The organism is Streptomyces boetiae, assembly GCF_031845405.1.
Classification (GTDB): Bacteria; Actinomycetota; Actinomycetes; order Streptomycetales; family Streptomycetaceae; genus Streptomyces; species Streptomyces boetiae.
Genome location: NZ_JAVREN010000004.1, coordinates 33,123 through 50,450, shown reverse-complemented (window position 1 = coordinate 50,450; position 17,328 = coordinate 33,123). Strand labels below are relative to the sequence as shown.

17 protein-coding genes are annotated in these 17,328 nt (G+C 75.0%); 9 read left to right on the top strand and 8 right to left on the bottom strand.

All coding sequences use genetic code 11. The features are described from left to right. Positions 1-506: 506 nt before the first annotated feature. Together RM780_RS03735 and RM780_RS03730 are read right to left on the bottom strand one after the other, a co-directional pair. Positions 507-1,100 (bottom strand): TMEM165/GDT1 family protein, encoded by a 594-nt coding sequence (locus RM780_RS03735; protein ID WP_311628998.1) that lies wholly within the window; start codon positions 1,098-1,100, stop codon positions 507-509. Positions 1,101-1,378: 278 nt separating this feature from the next. Beyond that, the gene (locus tag RM780_RS03730; RefSeq protein ID WP_311628997.1) at positions 1,379-1,960 is read right to left on the bottom strand and encodes a superoxide dismutase family protein; all 582 of its coding nucleotides are present in this window, start codon (positions 1,958-1,960) and stop codon (positions 1,379-1,381) included. 288 nt (positions 1,961-2,248) lie between these two features. On the opposite strand from RM780_RS03730, the gene RM780_RS03725 reads away from it, so the two are divergent. Further along, positions 2,249-2,932 (top strand): DedA family protein, encoded by a 684-nt coding sequence (locus RM780_RS03725; protein WP_311628996.1) that lies wholly within the window; start codon positions 2,249-2,251, stop codon positions 2,930-2,932. 60 nt (positions 2,933-2,992) lie between these two features. Here RM780_RS03725 and RM780_RS03720 read toward each other — a convergent pair whose 3' ends face one another. From RM780_RS03720 to RM780_RS03705, 4 genes are all read right to left on the bottom strand, one after another. Further along, a complete protein-coding gene (locus RM780_RS03720; protein WP_311628995.1) occupies positions 2,993-3,775 on the bottom strand; it encodes an SAM-dependent methyltransferase in 783 nt (260 codons plus the stop codon). Between the two features lie 75 nt (positions 3,776-3,850). Next, complete coding sequence (locus tag RM780_RS03715) at positions 3,851-5,092, bottom strand: RNA-guided endonuclease InsQ/TnpB family protein (RefSeq protein WP_311628994.1); 1,242 nt, start codon at positions 5,090-5,092, stop codon at positions 3,851-3,853. Positions 5,093-5,112: 20 nt separating this feature from the next. Beyond that, the gene (tnpA, locus tag RM780_RS03710) at positions 5,113-5,511 is read right to left on the bottom strand and encodes an IS200/IS605 family transposase (RefSeq protein ID WP_311628993.1); all 399 of its coding nucleotides are present in this window, start codon (positions 5,509-5,511) and stop codon (positions 5,113-5,115) included. A gap of 179 nt (positions 5,512-5,690) precedes the next feature. Then, on the bottom strand, positions 5,691-6,431 hold the full coding sequence (locus RM780_RS03705) for a protein kinase (RefSeq protein WP_311628992.1): 741 nt from the start codon (positions 6,429-6,431) through the stop codon (positions 5,691-5,693). A 110-nt stretch (positions 6,432-6,541) separates the two neighbouring features. Here RM780_RS03705 and RM780_RS03700 point away from each other — a divergent pair, with 110 nt between their 5' ends. Then, the gene (locus tag RM780_RS03700; RefSeq protein WP_311628991.1) at positions 6,542-8,986 is read left to right on the top strand and encodes a S8 family peptidase; all 2,445 of its coding nucleotides are present in this window, start codon (positions 6,542-6,544) and stop codon (positions 8,984-8,986) included. 340 nt (positions 8,987-9,326) lie between these two features. On the opposite strand, the gene RM780_RS03695 is transcribed toward RM780_RS03700, so the two are convergent. Next, the gene (locus tag RM780_RS03695; protein ID WP_311628989.1) at positions 9,327-10,112 is read right to left on the bottom strand and encodes an aminotransferase class IV; all 786 of its coding nucleotides are present in this window, start codon (positions 10,110-10,112) and stop codon (positions 9,327-9,329) included. Positions 10,113-10,355: 243 nt separating this feature from the next. Between RM780_RS03695 and RM780_RS03690 the strand changes: the two genes are divergently transcribed. The 7 genes from RM780_RS03690 (at position 10,356) to RM780_RS03660 (ending at position 15,853) form a co-directional block, all read left to right on the top strand. Beyond that, complete coding sequence (locus RM780_RS03690; RefSeq protein WP_311628988.1) at positions 10,356-10,784, top strand: hypothetical protein; 429 nt, start codon at positions 10,356-10,358, stop codon at positions 10,782-10,784. 73 nt (positions 10,785-10,857) lie between these two features. After that, the gene (locus tag RM780_RS03685; protein WP_311628987.1) at positions 10,858-12,138 is read left to right on the top strand and encodes a DUF7224 domain-containing protein; all 1,281 of its coding nucleotides are present in this window, start codon (positions 10,858-10,860) and stop codon (positions 12,136-12,138) included. Then, positions 12,135-12,731 (top strand): hypothetical protein, encoded by a 597-nt coding sequence (locus RM780_RS03680; RefSeq protein ID WP_311628986.1) that lies wholly within the window; start codon positions 12,135-12,137, stop codon positions 12,729-12,731. The genes RM780_RS03685 and RM780_RS03680 overlap by 4 nt, the downstream gene beginning before the upstream one ends. Further along, the gene (locus RM780_RS03675; RefSeq protein ID WP_311628985.1) at positions 12,728-13,504 is read left to right on the top strand and encodes an ATP-binding cassette domain-containing protein; all 777 of its coding nucleotides are present in this window, start codon (positions 12,728-12,730) and stop codon (positions 13,502-13,504) included. The genes RM780_RS03680 and RM780_RS03675 overlap by 4 nt, the downstream gene beginning before the upstream one ends. Positions 13,505-13,595: 91 nt before the next feature. After that, positions 13,596-14,519 carry an SDR family oxidoreductase gene (locus RM780_RS03670; RefSeq protein WP_311628984.1) on the top strand — a complete coding sequence of 308 codons (924 nt, stop codon included), beginning with the start codon at positions 13,596-13,598 and terminating at the stop codon, positions 14,517-14,519. 85 nt (positions 14,520-14,604) lie between these two features. After that, positions 14,605-15,234: a carboxymuconolactone decarboxylase family protein gene (locus RM780_RS03665; RefSeq protein WP_311628983.1), complete on the top strand. Its 630-nt coding sequence runs from the start codon at positions 14,605-14,607 to the stop codon at positions 15,232-15,234. Beyond that, complete coding sequence (locus tag RM780_RS03660) at positions 15,179-15,853, top strand: TetR/AcrR family transcriptional regulator (RefSeq protein WP_311628982.1); 675 nt, start codon at positions 15,179-15,181, stop codon at positions 15,851-15,853. The genes RM780_RS03665 and RM780_RS03660 overlap by 56 nt, the downstream gene beginning before the upstream one ends. Before the next feature lie 376 nt (positions 15,854-16,229). Here the strand turns inward: RM780_RS03660 and RM780_RS03655 are convergent, their stop codons facing one another. Then, positions 16,230-17,159, bottom strand: a complete 930-nt coding sequence (locus RM780_RS03655) for a cutinase family protein (protein ID WP_311628981.1) — start codon at positions 17,157-17,159, stop codon at positions 16,230-16,232. Positions 17,160-17,328: the final 169 nt, after the last annotated feature.

The window sequence follows — 17,328 nt, the reverse complement described above, 5'->3', positions numbered from 1 at the left end:
CCCGACGGGCGGAGTCACTGGCTGCGACTGCCTGCGGCGCTACCGGCACGGCCCTGGGCCCGCGCCGGACGTTGCCGGGCGCGTGCCTCAGGCATGCGCCGCGCGGGCCCAGTGCGGGCCCGCAGCCCGCGCTGCTCCTCGAAGGAGCGCGCCGCACACGCCGCGCCGGAGGCATCCGCCGCCGGGGCCGCTGCTCCACCACGCGCCCCGCGCGGTCCCTGCGCGCGCAGGGCGTGGCGAAGCTCGCGCCGGGACGCCTCCTGGGCTGCCGCGCTGAGGCCCACGCCGGGCCGCGTCCCCCGCGCCGCGCCCAAGATGTTCGCCTCCCGCGCCGGACGCTTTGAGGCGCCCCGACGGACGTTCCCAGGCCGTTGCCGCGCCGCGGGCGCTCCGGAGCCCGCCGGACGTTCCGAAGCGCCCGCCGCGCCGGAGGCGTTCGTCGCCCGCGGCGCTACTCCGCAGCGCGCCCCGCGCTTCACGGGCGCGCCCCCGCGCGGGGGCGCGACTCAGCCCGTGATCGCCTCGTACGCGCTGAAGGCCGCCAGCGCGAGCATCAGGGCCGCCGCGACCCGGGTGATCAGGCGGAGGGGGACGCGGCGCATCAGGGCGCGACCGCCGACGATGCCCAGGCCCGCGACGGCCCACAGGGCCAGCGCCGCGCCCACCGCCACGGAGAGCGGGTCGTCGTAGCGGGCGGCGAGGTTCGCGGTCATGATCTGGGTCAGGTCCCCGAACTCCGCGACCAGGATCAGCGAGAACCCGCTCCCCGCGACCTTCCAGAACGAGGTCCCCCCGGGCGTGGGCACCTCCTCCTGCCCCGCCTCCCCCTGCTTGCGCGCTTCGCGCAGCAGCAGCAGGGCCCCGGCCACGAACATCGCCGCCACCACCGCCCGCAGGGGCCGCTGCGGCAGCAGGGTCAGCACGCTGCCGGCCGCGACCGCGAGGGCCACGTGCACGGCGAACGCCGCGGCGACGCCCGCGAAGACGTAGGAGGCGCGGTAGCGGGTGCCCAGCACGAGACCGGCCAGCGCGGTCTTGTCGGGCAGCTCGGCGAGAAAGATCACGCCGAAGGTGACGGCGGCGGTGGTGACGCTGAACACGAAAGCTCCTTGACGGTCGGCGCCGCCGTGCCGCCGGTCCGCGGGAGCGAGCGCGCAGAGCTTCGGCACGGCAGCGTCGGTGAACGACACTGCGGGCCGAAGGTCTCGCTACGAACGGCCGCGCCGCGCGTTCCCGCGCCAGCCGCACCGTCCGCCCCGGGCGCCGGGCCGACCGCCGCCCCTGCGGGCGGCGGCGGGCCAGTATGTCGACGTTCCGGCGAAGAGCTACTCCCCTTCGAACGCCCCCAGGGTACCCGGCCCCCCGGGTGGGGCGACGGCTAGCCCGCCGCCGGGCCCCCCAGGAAGGGGACGGTCAGGCAGGCCGCGCGGTCGCCCGCGTCGCCGGGGGTCGTGCCGTGGTGGCCGTCGGAGGTGGCGTGCTCGTGGAGGACCAACGCCCCGGCCTCCCCGGGGCGGAAGACCCAGTCCTGGGTGACGGCGGCCCAGCCCCGGCCGTGTTCGTCCGCCGTCACGTCCAGCCAGATCTCGTTCCGCGGCGTCGCCTCCCCGGCCACGTCCTGGTAGTGCGGACCCGCGTCGGCCGGGTCGGCCCCGCAGGGGTCCGTGTGCACGTGGGAGCCGTAGGTGTGCCCGGGGACCAGGCCGCGGACGGCGAGAACGACCGACATCCGCCCGTCCCCCGCGACCCGCTGCGCGACCACGGCCCGGGCGCCCGGCGGCACCAGCTCCGTGTCGTAGGTCACCGCCCCGGGCACCGGGGCGCCCTCCGCCAGGGGCGCGAAACGCCCGCCCTCCACCAGCACCCCCGGCCGGGGCCCGCCCGCCGCCGCCGTGCCCGAGGCGGCCAGCACCGCCGCCATCGCCGCCGCCGCACCCGTGACCAGTGCCGCTGCCCTCATTCCGTCGCCTTCCCTCGGTGTCGGTCGCTGCCGTGTGCCGTTCCGTCGGGTTAACTCTCCTCGCCCGCATCCGTCACCCTGCACCTGACGGGCACTGAGATGCCCACCACACGCACCCGCATGCGCTCGGGGGGGAACCCGGGCGTACGCTGGTCGGCGGAACCGACTTACGCAAGGGCGCGTCTGGTAAGGCACGCGCCCCTCCGCGCGCCGCGTGCTCCATGCGTCCCGCCCCGTGCCGGACACGTGGACATCACAGGGACAGCTGGAAGAACAACGGGGAGCATCGTGCAGGAGACCTTGGGGATACTGCTCTATGCACCCTGGATCTACGTGATCATCGCGCTGTCGATCCTGCTGGACGTCTTCGTCCCCGTGCTGCCCAGCGGCGCCCTCGTGGTGACCGCCGCGACCGTGGCGGCCGGCACCGCGGCCGACGTGGCCGGGCTCCCCTCCCCCGACGCGGACACGCACCTGCCGCAGCTCTTCCTGCTGGTGCTGTGCGCCACCACCGCGTCCGTGGCCGGCGACCTGCTGGCCTACCGGCTCGCGCTGCGCGGCGGCCCGCGCTTCTCCCGCGTCATCGCCCGCTCGCGGCGACTGGCCGCGGCCCAGGCCCGCGTCGAGACGGCCCTGGCCCGGGGCGGCGGCCCGCTGGTGGTGCTGGCCCGGTTCGCCCCGGCCGGGCGCGCGGTGGTCAGCCTGGGCGCGGGCGTGGCCCGGCGGCGGGCCCGGGACTTCCTGCCCTGGTCGGCCGTCGCCGCCGTGGCCTGGACCGCCTACAGCGTCGGCATCGGCTACCTCGGCGGCCAACTGCTCGGCGCGAGCTGGATCTCCACCGGCCTGTCGCTGCTGGCCCTGCTCGCCGCCGGCGTGGTCGCCGCCCGCCTGCTGCGCCCGGCCACGGCCGCCGAGGCCCCGGCCGCTCCGCCCGCCGGGGCGCCCGCCGCGGAGTCCCTTCCGACGACCTGACCCGGCCTGCCGCGCGGCCCCCGCCCCCGGCAGGAGCCGCCGCGGCAGCCATTCCCCGCCCTACTGGCGGCCGATGCCGCCGTACCAGGACACGTCGGCGTGCGCCGGCCGTTCCGCCTCCGGCACGGTCGACCGCCACTCGCTGACCACCTCGATGCCCGGCTCTATCAGCTCCAGCCCGTCGAAGAAGACCGCGAACTCCTCCCGGGTGCGCAGGGTCAGCGGAACGCCCTGGGCGCGGTAGGCGGTCTGGACGCCGAGCGCCGCCTCGGGCGCGATGTCCGCCGTCGCGTGGGAGAGGATGAAGTGGCTGCCCGCGGGCACCGCCTCGCGCAGCGTGCGGACGATCCCGGCCGGGTTCTCGTCGTCGCCGACGAAGTGCAGGATCGCCACGGCCAGCACGCCGACGGGCTCGCTGAAGTCGATCAGCCGCCGCGTGCTCGGGTGCTCGAAGACGGCCCCCAGGTCGCGGATGTCGCCCTGCACGACGGCGGTCTGCGCGTTCTTCGCCAGCAGGGCGCTGCCGTGCACGAGCACGATCGGGTCGTTGTCCACGTAGACGACCCGGGAGGCGGGGTCCACGCGCTGCGCGACCTGGTGGACGTTCTCGGCGGTGGGCAGCCCCGAGCCCAGATCGATGAACTGCCGTATCCCGGCCTCCTCGACCAGGTGACGCACGGCCCGCCCCAGAAACTTGCGGTTCTCCCGGGCGGCGGTGCGCAGCAGCGGGAAGGAGGCCAGCGCCTTCTCCGCGGCCTCCACGTCCACGGCGTAGTGGTCCTTGCCGCCCAGCAGATAGTCGTACATCCGGGCGGAGTGCGGCTGATCGGTTCGCAGATCCACCGGCGCTTCACCGTTCACGGCGTCTCTCCCTCATTGCGTGGGGTCCTCACGACTGTGTTGACTTCCTCCCTACGGCTAACGCCGGGGGATTCCAACGAGCTGGGAAGCGAGTTGGACCGGTACTGCCTCGCGGGGTCCCGGGGGTTCCTGCTTCATCGACCGCCCAACGGCGAGGTCTCCACAGGCTGGCACCGCATGCCCTGCGGCGCTGAGGATGTTCTTCGCGGCGTTGACGTCGGCGTGGTCCCGGTGGCCGCAGGCCGTGCACTCGAAGACCGCTTGGCTCTTGCGGTTCTTCGGGTCCACGTGCCCGCACCGGTTGCACGTCTGCGATGTGTACGCGGGGTTGACCAGGACCATTTCGGTTCCGGTCGAGCGTGCTGCGTTGCGGATGGCCCGCTCCATGCGGTGCCAGCCCTTGTCGAGGATCGCCCGGTTGAGTCCCGCCTTCTGGCGGACGTTGCGGCCAGGCTCCGCCTTGGTGCCCTTGGCCGAGGCGGTCATGTTCTTCGTGCGCAGATCCTCCAGCACGACCACGTTGTGGCGGGTGGTGAGCTGGTTCGCGAGCTGAGCGTGGAAGTCGGCGCGTCGGTCGGTGACCCGGCCCATGTTCCGCTTCATGGACGCGAGGGTCTTGCGGCGGTTCGCCGAGCCCTTATGAGTGCGGGCCAGGCGCTGTTGAAGGTGCCGGTACCGGATTCTCTCCCCTCCGGTGGTGAACTCGCGGTCGTGGACGTTGCCAGTGCTCGTCGTCGCCGCGACGGCGACACCCCGGTCGACCCCGACGGGTGTGCCCGCGTGGTGTCCGGGGGTGAGAACGCCGTCCTCGACGAGGAAGGAGATGTACCAGTGCCCGGCCCTGCGGGAGACGGTGGCCGAGCGGACCTCACCGCCGGGGTGGCGGGACCAGCGGAAGGCGACCCAGCCCAGCTTGGGCAGCTTCGCGCGGCCCAACTTGCGGTTCAGCCGCTCGACGGTGATGAGGTTCCCGGCGGGGAACCTGAACGAGGGGTTCCAGCGGGCCCTGGAACGCCAGCGGACCTTGAACGTGCCATGGGTCCTGCATGCCCTGTCGAGGTCCTTCAGGGTCTGCTGGAGGACGTGCGAGGGGGCGGCGCGCAGCCACTCGTGTTCACGCTTGGCGTCGGCGAGTTCGGCGGCCTGGGGGACGTAGTTCATCCACGCCCCGCGCCGCCGGTACTCCCGGCGCTGTTCGAGGCCGGTATTCCACACCGACCGGCAGATACTGCCGAACTCCTCCGCCATCCGGGCCTGCTCTGGGGTGAGGCGCAAGCGATACTTCCGGCCAGCCAGCATGGGACACTCCCACTCTCAGCTCATACGTTCTTCTGGTTCTCGACGTACTTCTTCACCACCTCCAGCGGTGCCTGGCCGACCGTGGCCACGAAGTAGTTGTTGGTCCACAGCGTGGGCAGGCGCGACTTCAGCGCCGGGAACTCCTCCCGCAGTACGGGGGAGGACCGCCCCTTGATTGCTTTCACGAGCCGGTGCACGCCGAACCGCGGATCGACCTCCACCAAGAGATGAACGTGGTCCGGCATGACCTCCAACTCGACCAGCCACGCGCCCTTCTCAGTGACGACTTCCCTGATGATCTCCTTGAGCCGTGCCTCGATCCCTCCACCTAGGACGCGACGCCGGTACTTCGGGCACCACACCACGTGGAAGGCGCACTGGAACGTAACGCCGGCATTCGAGCGCAGAGCAACCGCCACGAGTCGCACTATACAGCTTCAGGCTACCTAATGGTGGGCTGGTGCGGCCACCGCCGCCGGACGGCTATCTTCAGGGCCGCAACCCGAGGTCTGCGCCGTCACCGAGAACCGACAACTCCCGCAGAAACTGCCCGTTTCGACGCCCGCCCGGAAAGGCCGTTCGCCCGCGCGGGGTCCCGTCACAGGCCCGCGACGCCGCGGTGCTCGGCCCATGCCTCGGCCGCGTCCGCCAGGGCCCTGCGGGCCGGCCGGCCGGGGCGCCGTTCCGCCATCTCGCGCCACATCCGCACCTCGGCGGCGGCGAAGGCGTCAATGGCCTTGGGGGCGGCCTCCGACCAGGCCGTGCAGCGGGCCGCCCACGACTCGGCAGCCTCCGGGGTGTGGCCGCCGGAGACGAGCTGGACGACGAGCGTGGCCGGATCGATGAACCCCGCACCGCGGGTCGGCCAGCCCCAGTCCACCGCCCAGGCCCGGTCCCCGATCAGCAGGTTGGTGTGGTTGATGTCGGCGTGGAGCAGCGAGTCGCCCCGGAACAGCTCGGCCTCGCCCGCGGTGGCTGCGAAGCGGTCCCAGCGGGTCTCCGGCCAGTCGCGGGCGGCGTCGGGACACTCCAGCTCGGCGCTCGCGTTGAGAAGCCCGACGACCGCCGGCAGATCCGGCGACCCGGGCCGGAGATTCGCGCGCCTGCCGTCCACGATCTCGAACCCCAGGGCGATCCAGTGGTCGTCGTAGGCGGCCCACAGCAGTGCGGGCGAGACGGCCCGCACGAACGGATTGATCACCTCCTCCCGGACGATGGAGTCTCGTCGGCCGCCGGGCCGATTGCGCATCGCCTTGACGAAGAACGGCCCCTTCTCGCACTCCACCACGGCGGCGAGGTCCGCGAACGTCACATTGCGCTCGGACCTGCCACCGGTCACGTCTCATGCCTTGGATTCTCAATCGTCGGCGGCGCGGGTTCAGCCTCGTCAGCGGGTGCGGGCGCGTGGGCGTCCTGCGGGGCGGACGGTGCGGGTGCGTAGAGGACCGTGTGGGGCCGCATCGTGAACGACTCGCCGCTGGTGAATTCAAGGCGTCGGCCGCCCCTGGGGGCGGCGGCCCGGACACCCTCAGGACCGACCTGCTGGAGGAGGCCGTCAACCGGCTGACCGAGCAGAACGGCACGCTGTTCGTCACCGGCGCGGGCAACAGCGGCGAGGGCGGCCCGTACACCCTGGGCTCCCCCGCCAGCGCCGAGGCCGCCCTGGCGGTGGGCGCGGTGGACCGCGATGGCGCGGTCGCGCCGTTCTCCGGCCAGGGTCCGCGCCTGGGCGACCACGCCGTGAAGCCGGACCTGCTCGCCCCGGGCGTCGGCATCGTCGCCGCCCGCTCCTCCGACAGCAACCTCGGCGACCCCGACGAGACCCACGCCTCCGGCACCGGCACCTCCATGGCCTCCCCGCACGTCGCCGGGGCCGCCGCCCTCCTCTTCCAGCAGCACCCGGACTGGACCCCGGCGCAGGTCAAGGCCGCGCTGATGGCCTCGGCCCGGCCCGTGCCCGGCGCCTCCGCCCACCAGCAGGGCGCCGGCCTGGCCGACCTCTCCCGGGCGATCACCCAGAGCGTTCTCCCCGAGCAGCCCTCCCTCGCCTTCGGGCAGGCGGCCTGGCCGCACGCCGACGACGAGCCGGTCGCCCGCACCCTGACGTACCGCAACACCGGCGAGGCCGACGTCACGCTCGACCTGGCCGTGACCGACGCGGCCGGTCCCGGGGGGACGCCCAGCGCGGCGTTCACCCTCTCCGAGACCCGGCTGACCGTTCCCGCGGGCGGCACCGCGGACGTTGCCGTCACGGCCGACACCCGCGGCGAGGGCCTGCGCGACGGCGCGCACACCGCGCGCGTGGTGGCCACCGGCGCGGACGGCACCTCCGTCACCACGCCCCTGGGCGTGGTCCGCGAGGCGGAGAGCTACGACGTGACCATCCACGTCCTGGGCCGGGACGGCCGTCCCTCCGGCGACTTCTCGGTCATGCCCGGCGCCTACGCGGGGCAACTGCCCGGCGTCGAGCCCGTCTCGGACCCCAGCGGCACCGTCCGCCTGCGCCTGCCGCGCGGCGCCTACACGCTGACCACGGAGATCCGCGAGGGCGACCCGCGGCAGGGGGGAACGCTCGACCTGGTGATCGCCCCGTGGATCGAGATCGCGGGCGACCGCACCCTCACGGTGGACGCCCGCACGGCCCGGCCGGTCGCCGTGGACGTCGAACGCGAGGACGCCTCCCTGGTGCACGCCGCGTTCGGCATGGCGGCGGCGGGCGAGGACGGGGGCGTCTTCTGGACCATGATCGACGCGCCCGACCTGGACCGGGTGCGCACCGCCCAGCTCGGGCCCGACGCCCCGGCGGGCCGCTTCACCGGCGGCCGTCGGGCGACGTTCGCGGCACGGGGCCCGGACGGCGGCTTCGCGGACTCCCCCTACGCCTACCACCTGGCGTGGTTCACGCCGGACCGGCCCTCCACCGGCACCCGCCGGGTCACCGACGCCGAGCTGGCCTGCGTGCGGGCGGAGCACCTGCCCCAGGGCTCCGGGCGTTCGGCCACCAAGTCCGCCCTGGGCGTCTCGACGGCGGCGGAGGGACCGACGCTGCTCATGCCGGGCCGCGGGCTGCCGATGTCCCTGCCGCACACCCGGGAGGAGCTGTACTCGGCCGAGGGCGTGCGGTGGTTCGCGGAGCTGTCCCAGGGCAACCCGCCGGCCCCCGGCAGCCCGCCGCCGCCCGCCGAGGCCACGCAGGAGCTGCGCGGCCTGGACTACCGGCCCGGCAGGCACTACGCGGAACGCTGGAACGGCGGCGCGGTCTTCGGCCCCTCGCTGCCCGGCCCCGGCCCCGAGGGCTCGGAGACGACCTGGGCGAAGCGGATTCCGTGCCGCGGGATGGCGTTCCGCGTCCCGCTGTTCGGGCAGTCCGCCGACGCCGTGGGCACCTCGCTGCTGGACAGCGCGCACATCCTGGTGGAGCGGGACGGCGCTGAGGTGTGCGAGTCCAACGCCATCGAGTGCCGGATCGAGGGCGAGCAGCCGGCGGGCCGGTACCGGGTGGAGACGGAGGCCACCCGGTCGGTGGCGGAGACCTCGACCCGGGTGAGCGCGGTGTGGGAGGCGGAGTACGACGGCCGCACGGACGCGCTGCCGTTCCAGGCCGTCCGCTTCTCCCCCCGCCTGGACGCGGCCAACTCGGCGCGCGGAGACGGGTGGTTCGCGGTCCCGGTGAGCGTGCAGCGCAACCCCGGCTCCGCCCCGGCCGCCCTCGCCTCCCTGGGGGTGGAGGTCTCCTACGACGACGGCGCGCACTGGCAGCGCGTCCCCGTCGTCGCGGGCCGCGCCCTGCTGCACCATCCCGACACGGGCCACGTCTCCCTGCGCGCCCGCGCGGCCGACGCGGACGGCAACACGGTGGAACAGACGATCATCCGGGCGTACGCGCTGCGCTGACCGCTGCCCGCGGTGGGGGGGTGGCGGGGCGGGCCGCCGGACGGCCGGGGCGGGCCCGGACGGCCGGGCGACCGGACAGGGACGGGCGGGCCGGGCCCGCCAGGCCGCTCGCTGAAACCGCACGGCGGCGGGGGCGCGGGGGCCGCACTGCCCGGGCCATGGGGCCCGGGGCCCTGGGCTGGCAACCGCAACGCGGGGAGGCCGGCCCGCAGGGCCGCCCGCCAGGGCCGCTCTGCGGCAGGGGCTGCGGGCAGCGGCCCGGGCCCGAAGCCCGGAGGCCGGGGCCGGGTCCCCGGGAGCGGCGGACGGGCCCCGGCCCGGCAAGGGCGTCGTGGCCCGCTCACGTCAACGACTCGGCCCGCACCGCCCCGTACGCCGCGCGCAGGCGTTCCAGCACCGGGTGCGCGGCGTCCAGCTCCCGGCCGTCCACGGAGGCGATCGGGCGGACGCCGACCGCCGCGTTCGTCGCGAAGGCCGCCACGAGGCGGCGCTCGCCCACCCGGACCGGCGCCGCCTCGTGCGGAACGTCCCGCCGCAGCAGCGCGCTCGTCACCCCGGGCAGGGCTTCCGCCCGGGGCCACACCACCGTGCCGTCCTCCGCCACGAAGCCCGCGTTCCACGTCGGCCCCTCGGACACCAGCCCGTCCGGGCCGGTGAACAGCGCGTCGTCGAAGCCCGCCAGCCGCGCCGCCCGGCGCTGGTGGAGCGCCCCGAAGAGCCCCACGTGCTTGACCGAGGGCGCCTCCCGCGCGAAGACGCAGGACCGCACCCGCAACGGCCCCGGCTCCCCCGCCCCGGCCGCGCGCGTCGTCACCAACACCCGTGGCCGCGCCGGGCGTTCGGGCTCCCCCACTCCCAGCTCGGGGTCGAAGACCGTCACCCGCGCCACCACCGCCCCGGCCTCTCCCCGAACGGCCGCCGCCACCTCCCGCCGCACCCGGCCCGGGTCGAGCGCGGCGCCCAGCACCGCCCGGCAGTCCCGTTCCAGCCGCTCCAGGTGCAGCCCGAGCCCGCGCACCCGGCCCTCCCCGTCCACCCGCATCGTCGTGAAGTGCCCGTAGTTGACGAGCGCCAGCGCCCGCAGCGCCTTGCCCCCGACCGGGGCGCCATCCAGAAGAGCCACCATGCGCGGCAGTCTGGCACCACGGGGCCCAACAGCTTCCTGGTCACCCGGGCGCGGCGCCGCCGGTCTTGCCTGATACCCCCTCAACTCACGGCAGTTGTTCACCTTCTCGACGACGGGATATTGCCTGAGCGTCACTGGATGGATAACCTGCGTGCGGCCCGAGCCCCCCACGCGCCCTTCACGTCATGAAGGAAAAGTGCAGACCAGCCGTCCTCAGCCCCGTCGATCCGACTGGAGTGACCCGTGCGTCCTGCCCGCCTTGTGCGCCGCTCGGCCCTCGCCACCGCGGCCGTGGCCCTGCTGGGGCTTCTCAACGCCCCCGCCGCCCACGCCGACTGGTCCAGTTATATCCACAGCTGGACCGACGGCGAGCAGTCCCGCCGCTGGGACGACCAGTCGAACACGGGGGTCTCCTTCGAGGGGTGCAGCCAGCAGTGGGGAAACCAGGACCTGGTCGACGTGCAGCTGTGGGAGGACATCTCCTTCTGGCCCGACGACCAGCAGGGTGAGACCAGGCGCGCGACGGCCTGCTTCCGGCCCGATGAGGTCAGCACCGGGATCTGGACCGGCCTGTCGCCCGGCAGCTACTACTTCGAGACCGACCGGATCGCCAACGGCGGCTCCTGCTGCCTGCTGTTCGTCAGCGACGTCTGGGTCGACACCACCCCCTAGCCGCCGGACAGCCCGGCCGGCCAGGCGGCCGGGGGCCCCACGCTCCCACGCCGCCGTGTCACATGAGGAATCCGTGAGAACTCGCACCCTGTTGCGCTCCAGCAGCGCCCTGTGGGCCTTTCCGTTCACGGTGGGGCTGACGTTGTTCTACTACGTCAACGTCACCTCGGACGCGGCGCTGCGGCAGGATCTCGGCTACGCCCCGACCCTCGTGTCGGCGGCGCTCCAGACCTCCTACGCCCTGGCCTACGGCGTTGCCGCGGCCCTGGGTGCCTGGGAGGGCGGGCGCCTGGCCCGCGGTGCCGTCTGGGAGCTGGCTCCGGCGCGCTCGCGGTACGCCGTGGCCGCTCAGGCCCTGGCACCGGTCGTGGCGCTGGCCTGGCTCATGCTGCTCCTGCCCGTCTCCCTCGCCCTGATCCAGGGCAAGGCGCTGCCCGCACCCTCCGCCCTGGGCCCCCTGCTGCTCGGCCTGCTGCTGAGCGCGGCGCACGCCGTCGTCGGCTTCGCAGCCGCGCGGCACCTGCCCCGCGTGATCGTCGCTCCGGTCATGGCCGTTGCCGTCTGGCTGGTCGTGGCGACCTCCCGGGCCACCTCGGTCCCGTGGCGGCGCCACACCCTCGGGCAGTACCCGACCCGGCTGGTGTTCGGCGAGACCGCGACGTGGACCTCGCTGGCCGCCCAGGCGCTGCCGACACTCGGTGTGGCCCTGGCCGTTGCCCTCCTGTGGGTTCCCGGGCTGCGCCTCCTGCCCCGCCTGGCGCTGGGAGCCGCACTGCTGGCCGCGTGCGTCTCGGTGGCGTATTCGGTGACCCGCGACTGGGGCACGCACCCGCCGCTGGCCACCGGGCAGGTGGCGATGCGGTGCGCGGGCGAGGCTCCGCGCGTGTGCATGCCGCAGGCAACGGCGCGCGACGTCCACGCCGTCCGGGAGGAGGTGGCCTCGGCCCTGACCGACCTCGTCGACCTGGGCATCGTTCCCCGCGCGCCGGACACGGTGACCGACTCGCTGGCCGACGGCCGTTACGCCCGGCCGTCCACTCCGGAGACCTGGCGCCTGGGTCTGACCACAGGCGAGCGCCAGGGCACGGTGCGCTACCGCGTGGTGGACGAGGCCCTGCACTTCCCCTGCTCCCGTCCCGAGCCGCGCACCGGCAGGCTGGTCATGCTGTGGGCGGCCGAACGGACGGGCGTCGCCGGGGTGCTGGAGGAGTTCCTGCGCGGGGACCCGTACTACGACCGGGCCCGGGGCGAGGCCCTGCGCGCGGAGGTCGCCGAGGTCCTGGAAACGTCCCCGGCCGAGCAGGTGCGCTGGTACCGGCGGTCGCTCGCCGCGGCCTGCGGGGCGGAGGCGTGATCTGGTGGCTGAAGGCCCGGCGGGCGCTCGTGGCCCTGCCGCTCGGCCTGACGGTGCTGGCGCTCCTGGCGCTGGTGATCCAGGACGGCTCCGCCGCGCTGCCCTCACTGACGATCTCCGGCAGCGGCAGCACCGGCCAGACCCGGGTGATGCTGTTCGCGCCGATCCCGCTGGTGGCGTCCGTCGCACTCTGCCTGGACGCCCGGCTGCCGCCCGCCGAGGCGTCCGGCGTCCGCCCGGTGCGGGCCATGGACGCCCTCCTGGTCGCCTCGGTGACGCTCGCCGCCGTGGCCCTCTGCCTGGGGCTGGGCGCGGCCCTGGACTCCGCCGCCGTCGCGGCGGCGGGCCGGAACTCCGCGTTCCTCACCGGGCTGCTGCTGTGCGTCCGGCCCTTCGCGGGGCAGCCCGCCGTCATGGTGCCGGTGGCGTGGGTCCTGGCCGTGGTCCTGATCGGCTTCCGGAGCGCCGGGGATCCGTACGCGTGGGCGATCCTGCCCGAGCCACCGGGGGCGCCGCACGCGGCTCTCGGCACCGCCCTCGTCCTCATCACCGGCCTGGCCGCCCTGCTGCGCGGCCCGAGGAGCCCGACATGACCCTCCAGTTCACCGCCTGCACCTACGCGTACCGCCGGCGGCGCCGCAGCCCCGCGCTGCGTGAGGTGACCTACCGGCTCCCGGCCGGGCTGACGATCCTGCTGGGTCCGAACGGCGCGGGCAAGTCGACGCTGCTGAAGCTGGCCGCCTCCGTCATCCGGCCGACCGCCGGGACGGTCACCTGCGATGAGCTGGGCTTCGCCTCCGCACCATACCGCCGGGCCGTCGCCTGGCTGCCTCAGACCGTCACCCCGCTGCCCTCGCTGACCGCCCGCGAGTACGTCGCCTACGTCGGCTGGCTCAAGGGACTCTCCAGGGCCGACGCCTGGGAGGGAGCGGCGAGCGCCCTGCGCCGCGTCGAACTCGCCGACCGGGCCGGGGAGAAGACCGGCCGCCTCTCCGGCGGCCAGCTCCGCCGGGTGGGCGTGGCCGCCGCACTCGTCCACGGCGCCCGCATCCTGCTCCTGGACGAGCCGACGGCCGGGATGGACCCGCGGCAGCGCCGCGTGTTCCGCGACATCCTGGCCGGGCTGCGCGGGGATGTGCAGGTGCTGATGTCCACCCACGACGTGGGGGACCTCGCCGAGGAGGCGGACCACGTCGCGGTTCTGGAGGGCGGGCGGATACTGCACGACGGGACGACGGCCTCCTTTCTGGGCCACGCTCCGCCCGGGACGGCTCCGGGCCGGACGGCGGAGGGCGCGTACAGCGCGCTGCTGGCGAACGAGGGGCGTCCGTCCGCGGTGGCACCGCCGGCATCCGGAGCCCCCTGACCCTGACCGCCCGCGCGGGCGCCCCGCCACGGGCGGGGCTGCACGGAGGCTCCATGTACAGCAGTGTTCATGAACTGCTAGCCTGCGCCGCATGAGTCGTCGATCAGGGGGCTTGGACCTCGCCGGGCGCCGCGTGTTCGTCACCGGGGCGGCAGGCGGGATCGGGCGGGCCACGGCGCTGCGGGCCGCCGCCGAGGGCGCGGAGCTGCTGCTCACCGACCTCGACGCCGCCGGGCTGGAGGCGACGGCCGCGGAGATCAGGGCCGCGGGCGGCACCGTGCCGTACGCGCGGGCCGCGGACGTCAGCGACCACGCCGCCGTGCGGGCGATGGCCGAGGAGATCCACGCCGAGGGCGGGGCCGCGGACGTGGTGATGAACGTCGCGGGCATCTCGACCTGGGGCACGGTCCAGACGCTGGAGAACCGGCACTGGCGCGCCATGGTCGAGGTCAACCTGATGGGCCCCATTCACGTCATCGAGTCCTTCGTGCCCGCGATGATCGAGGCCGGGCGCGGCGGGCACCTGGTGAACGTCTCCTCCGCGGCCGGGCTGCTCGGCCTGCCATGGCACGCGGCGTACAGCGCGAGCAAGTTCGGGCTGCGCGGCGTCAGCGAGGTGCTGCGCTTCGACCTGCGCCGCCACCGGATCGGGGTGACCCTGGTCTGCCCCGGCGCGGTGAACACGCCGCTGACCGAGACCGTGGAGATCGTCGGCGTGGACCGGCGCAGCCCGGCCTTCCGCCGCTTCCAGGCCGCGTTCCGGCGGCGGGCGGCAACGCCCGAGGCCGTGGCGGAGGCCATTCTCGACGGGGTCCGCCGCGGGCGTTACCTCGTGCACACCTCCCGGCAGGTCCGGGTGCTGCACTTCCTTCAGCGCGTGGCGCCCCCGCTCTACGCTGTGGTGATGCGGCTCCTCAGCCGCGTGGCCTTCCGCGTCCTCGGCTCGGCGACGGCGCCGACGACGGCGGCGGCCACCGACCCGTCCACCACCGGCGCGCCCCGGGAGGCCCGATGAGCGACGCACGCGCGGCTGCCGGGCCGCAGGCGAGGACGATAGGCGCGCCGTGCCGCGCGGGCGGAGAAGCGAAGAGGAAAACACAATGAGCGACGCACCCCTGCCCGGCACAGCCTCCACCCCCCGCATAGCCCCCGGCGGCCGACGCGAACTCGGCGTGCTGCTCTGGGCGTTCAGCCGCGTATCCGGCCGCGTGGCCGGGACCGCCCCGCCCGCCCTCTTCCTCACGCTGGGGCACAACCGCCGGCTGTTCAAGGGCTGGCTGCGCTTCGCCTCCCGCCTGATGCCGCGCGGCACCCTGCCCCGCCGCGAGTCCGAGCTGATCATCCTGCGGGTGGCCCATCTGCGCTCCTGCGCCTACGAGTTCGAGCACCACGTGCGGCTGGGGCGGCGCGCCGGGGTCACGGCGGCGGACGTCGAGCGGGTCGTCGCCGGACCGCAGGCCGAGGGCTGGACGGAGCGCGAAAGCACGCTGCTGGCCGCCGTGGACTCCCTGGACGCGCGGCAGGACCTGGACGACGCGGCCTGGGCGGCGCTGCGCGCGCACCTGGCGGAGCCGCAGGCCGTGGAGTTCCTGCTGCTGGTGGGCCACTACCAGATGCTCGCGACCACGATCACTACACTGCGCCTGGAGCCGGACCCGGAGCGCGGAGGCAGAGGTGGCGGAGGCAGAGGCGGCGGCGCAGGCGTCGGGGGCGGCCCGCGCGAGGACTGAGGGCGCGGCGGCCGAGCCGCCCCCCGCCGGCCCGCTGCCCAGCGGGCGCCACCGGCTCACCCGGGCGCAGGTCGTCGGCTCCCAGCGGATGCGGATGTTCGCGGCGATGGCGGAGGCCATGCTGGAACAGGGCTACGCGGGAACGTCCGTGGCGGACATCATCCGGGGCGCGGGCGTCTCGCGGGAGACGTTCTACCAGCAGTTCCGCTCCAAGCAGGACTGCTTCGTGCAGGCCCTGGACGCCGCGACCGAGGACCTGGCCGGGGTGCTCGACCCTCCGGAGGGCCCGGCTGCCGCGCCGTCGGAGACCTTCCGCGCGCTGCTGGGCCGTTACCTCGACGCCCTGGCCGAACGCCCGGCGCTGGCCCGCCTGTTCCTGGTCGAGGTCTACGCCGCGGGCCCCGAGGCGATCGAGCGGCGCCAGGCCAACCAGCGGCGCTTCGCGGACACCATCGCGGCCCTCTTCGGCGCGGACACGGAGGACCGCCGCTTCGCCTGCGCGGCGTTGGTCGCCGCCACGGCCCAACTCGTCACCGCCCGCCTGGTCTCCAACGACCTCGACGGCCTCCGCGCCTTGGAGGCCCCTTTGGCGACGCTGGCGACACGCCTGCTGGACTGACGCGGGAGCGGGAAGGCCGCGGTTTTCGGACGCACGGCCGGGCGGGCCGCCCGCCGGGGCGCGGTCTCCGCGCGCCCCGAGCCTGCGGCCCGAGGCTCGGCCGGCCCCGACGCCGTCGCCATGGGCGACGCCGCGACCAAGGCCGACGCCGTCGCGGGCGCCCGCCCGTCCCCCCGGCCGAGCCGGGTCCGGTCGCGACGCCGACCCGCCCCCACCGGGTCGTTGCCCCGTGCCGATCCGCACCCGGCCGTTGCCCCCGTGCCGAGCCACCGGCCGAGCCGCGCCCGGCCCGTAGTGCGCCCGGGACGCGGCCCAGCCGGGGAGCCGGGCGGCCGGCGGCAGCCGGTGCCCGGCTCGTGGCCCCCCTCGGGCCGTCTCAGGGCGCCGCCTCCGGGGGCAGCAGCCGGTGAAGGGCCGCCCGGATCTCCTCCGGCAGGAGCGGCCACAGCACCTCCCGCAGCTCGTCCAGCGCGCGCCCCGCGGCGCGGGCGTTGCCGTTGAACAGCTCCCACAGCGTGGGCAGTTGGATCGGCAGCGGCGGCCCGCAGGCCGCGATGCGCGGCGGCTGCTCGATGAGGACGTCGCCCGTGCCGCCGTGGCGGTAGGGGTCGATGACGTAGTCGTGGTCGCCCTCGAAGTAGCCGACGACGCCGTTGGCGAAGCACACCAGGTTGGTGAGGAGGTTCTCGGAGTGGCAGATGCCGTCGTTGGTGTTGCAGTACTGCCGCACCCGCAGGTCCCCGAAGCCGCGCTCTCCCTGCATGGTCAGGCCGGGGATGATGCCGGGCAGGTTGCCCTGGATGCCGCCGGGCCCGCCGTTGACGCCGACGCGGCGCGGGTCGCCGTAGAGGACGCCGTTGATCTGCCGGTGCGGGATCGCCTCGTCGCGGGAGAGGGCCTCCAGCGCGTCCCCGGCGACGATCGCGCCCTGCGAATAGCCGGAGATGGTCAGGCGGGTGGCGGGGCAGGCGGCGTGGTGCTCGCGGACGGCGTCCAGCAGCGTCGCGGTGCCCTCGGCCACGGACCGGTCCATCGGCTCGGGGTCGCCGGGGTAGGGCCAGATGGAGGCGGAGTAGTGGATCTGCGTGAATTCCACGCCCTCGGGCAGCGTGGCGTTGCTCGCGTCGTAGACCCGCGCGCCGGGGTCGAGGTGCCCGCCGGCCTCGAAGATCATCCGCTCCGGGCAGTCCCCGTCCTGGGCCGCAACGGCCGCCCCCGCCGCGGCCGTTGCCGTCCCGGAGGTTGCCGTCGCCACCGACACCAAGGCCGTCGCGGCCAGTACGGCCGACAGTGTCCTGATGCGCATGGGCCCTCCACATCGCTCGCCGACGGCGTCCCCCGGCCGTCCTGCGGATGCTAGGGGGCTACCCACATCTGCGAACAGTCATGTTCGCAATCCCCTCGCCGGGCGCGCACGCCGGACCCGCGGCCTGCGCGCCGGGTGACAGCGCGGGGGCGCGAAGCGGACATGCGAG

Excerpts from the sequence above, each read along its gene's own strand:
- RM780_RS03730 (WP_311628997.1), bottom strand. The coding sequence starts at position 1,960 with ATGAGGGCAGCGGCACTGGTCACGGGTGCGGCGGCGGCGATGGCGGCG.
- RM780_RS03715 (WP_311628994.1), bottom strand. The coding sequence starts at position 5,092 with ATGCTGGCTGGCCGGAAGTATCGCTTGCGCCTCACCCCAGAGCAGGCC.
- RM780_RS03695 (WP_311628989.1), bottom strand. The coding sequence starts at position 10,112 with ATGGTGGCTCTTCTGGATGGCGCCCCGGTCGGGGGCAAGGCGCTGCGG.
- RM780_RS03675 (WP_311628985.1), top strand. The coding sequence starts at position 12,728 with ATGACCCTCCAGTTCACCGCCTGCACCTACGCGTACCGCCGGCGGCGC.
- RM780_RS03670 (WP_311628984.1), top strand. The coding sequence starts at position 13,596 with ATGAGTCGTCGATCAGGGGGCTTGGACCTCGCCGGGCGCCGCGTGTTC.
- RM780_RS03665 (WP_311628983.1), top strand. The coding sequence starts at position 14,605 with ATGAGCGACGCACCCCTGCCCGGCACAGCCTCCACCCCCCGCATAGCC.
- RM780_RS03655 (WP_311628981.1), bottom strand. The coding sequence starts at position 17,159 with ATGCGCATCAGGACACTGTCGGCCGTACTGGCCGCGACGGCCTTGGTG.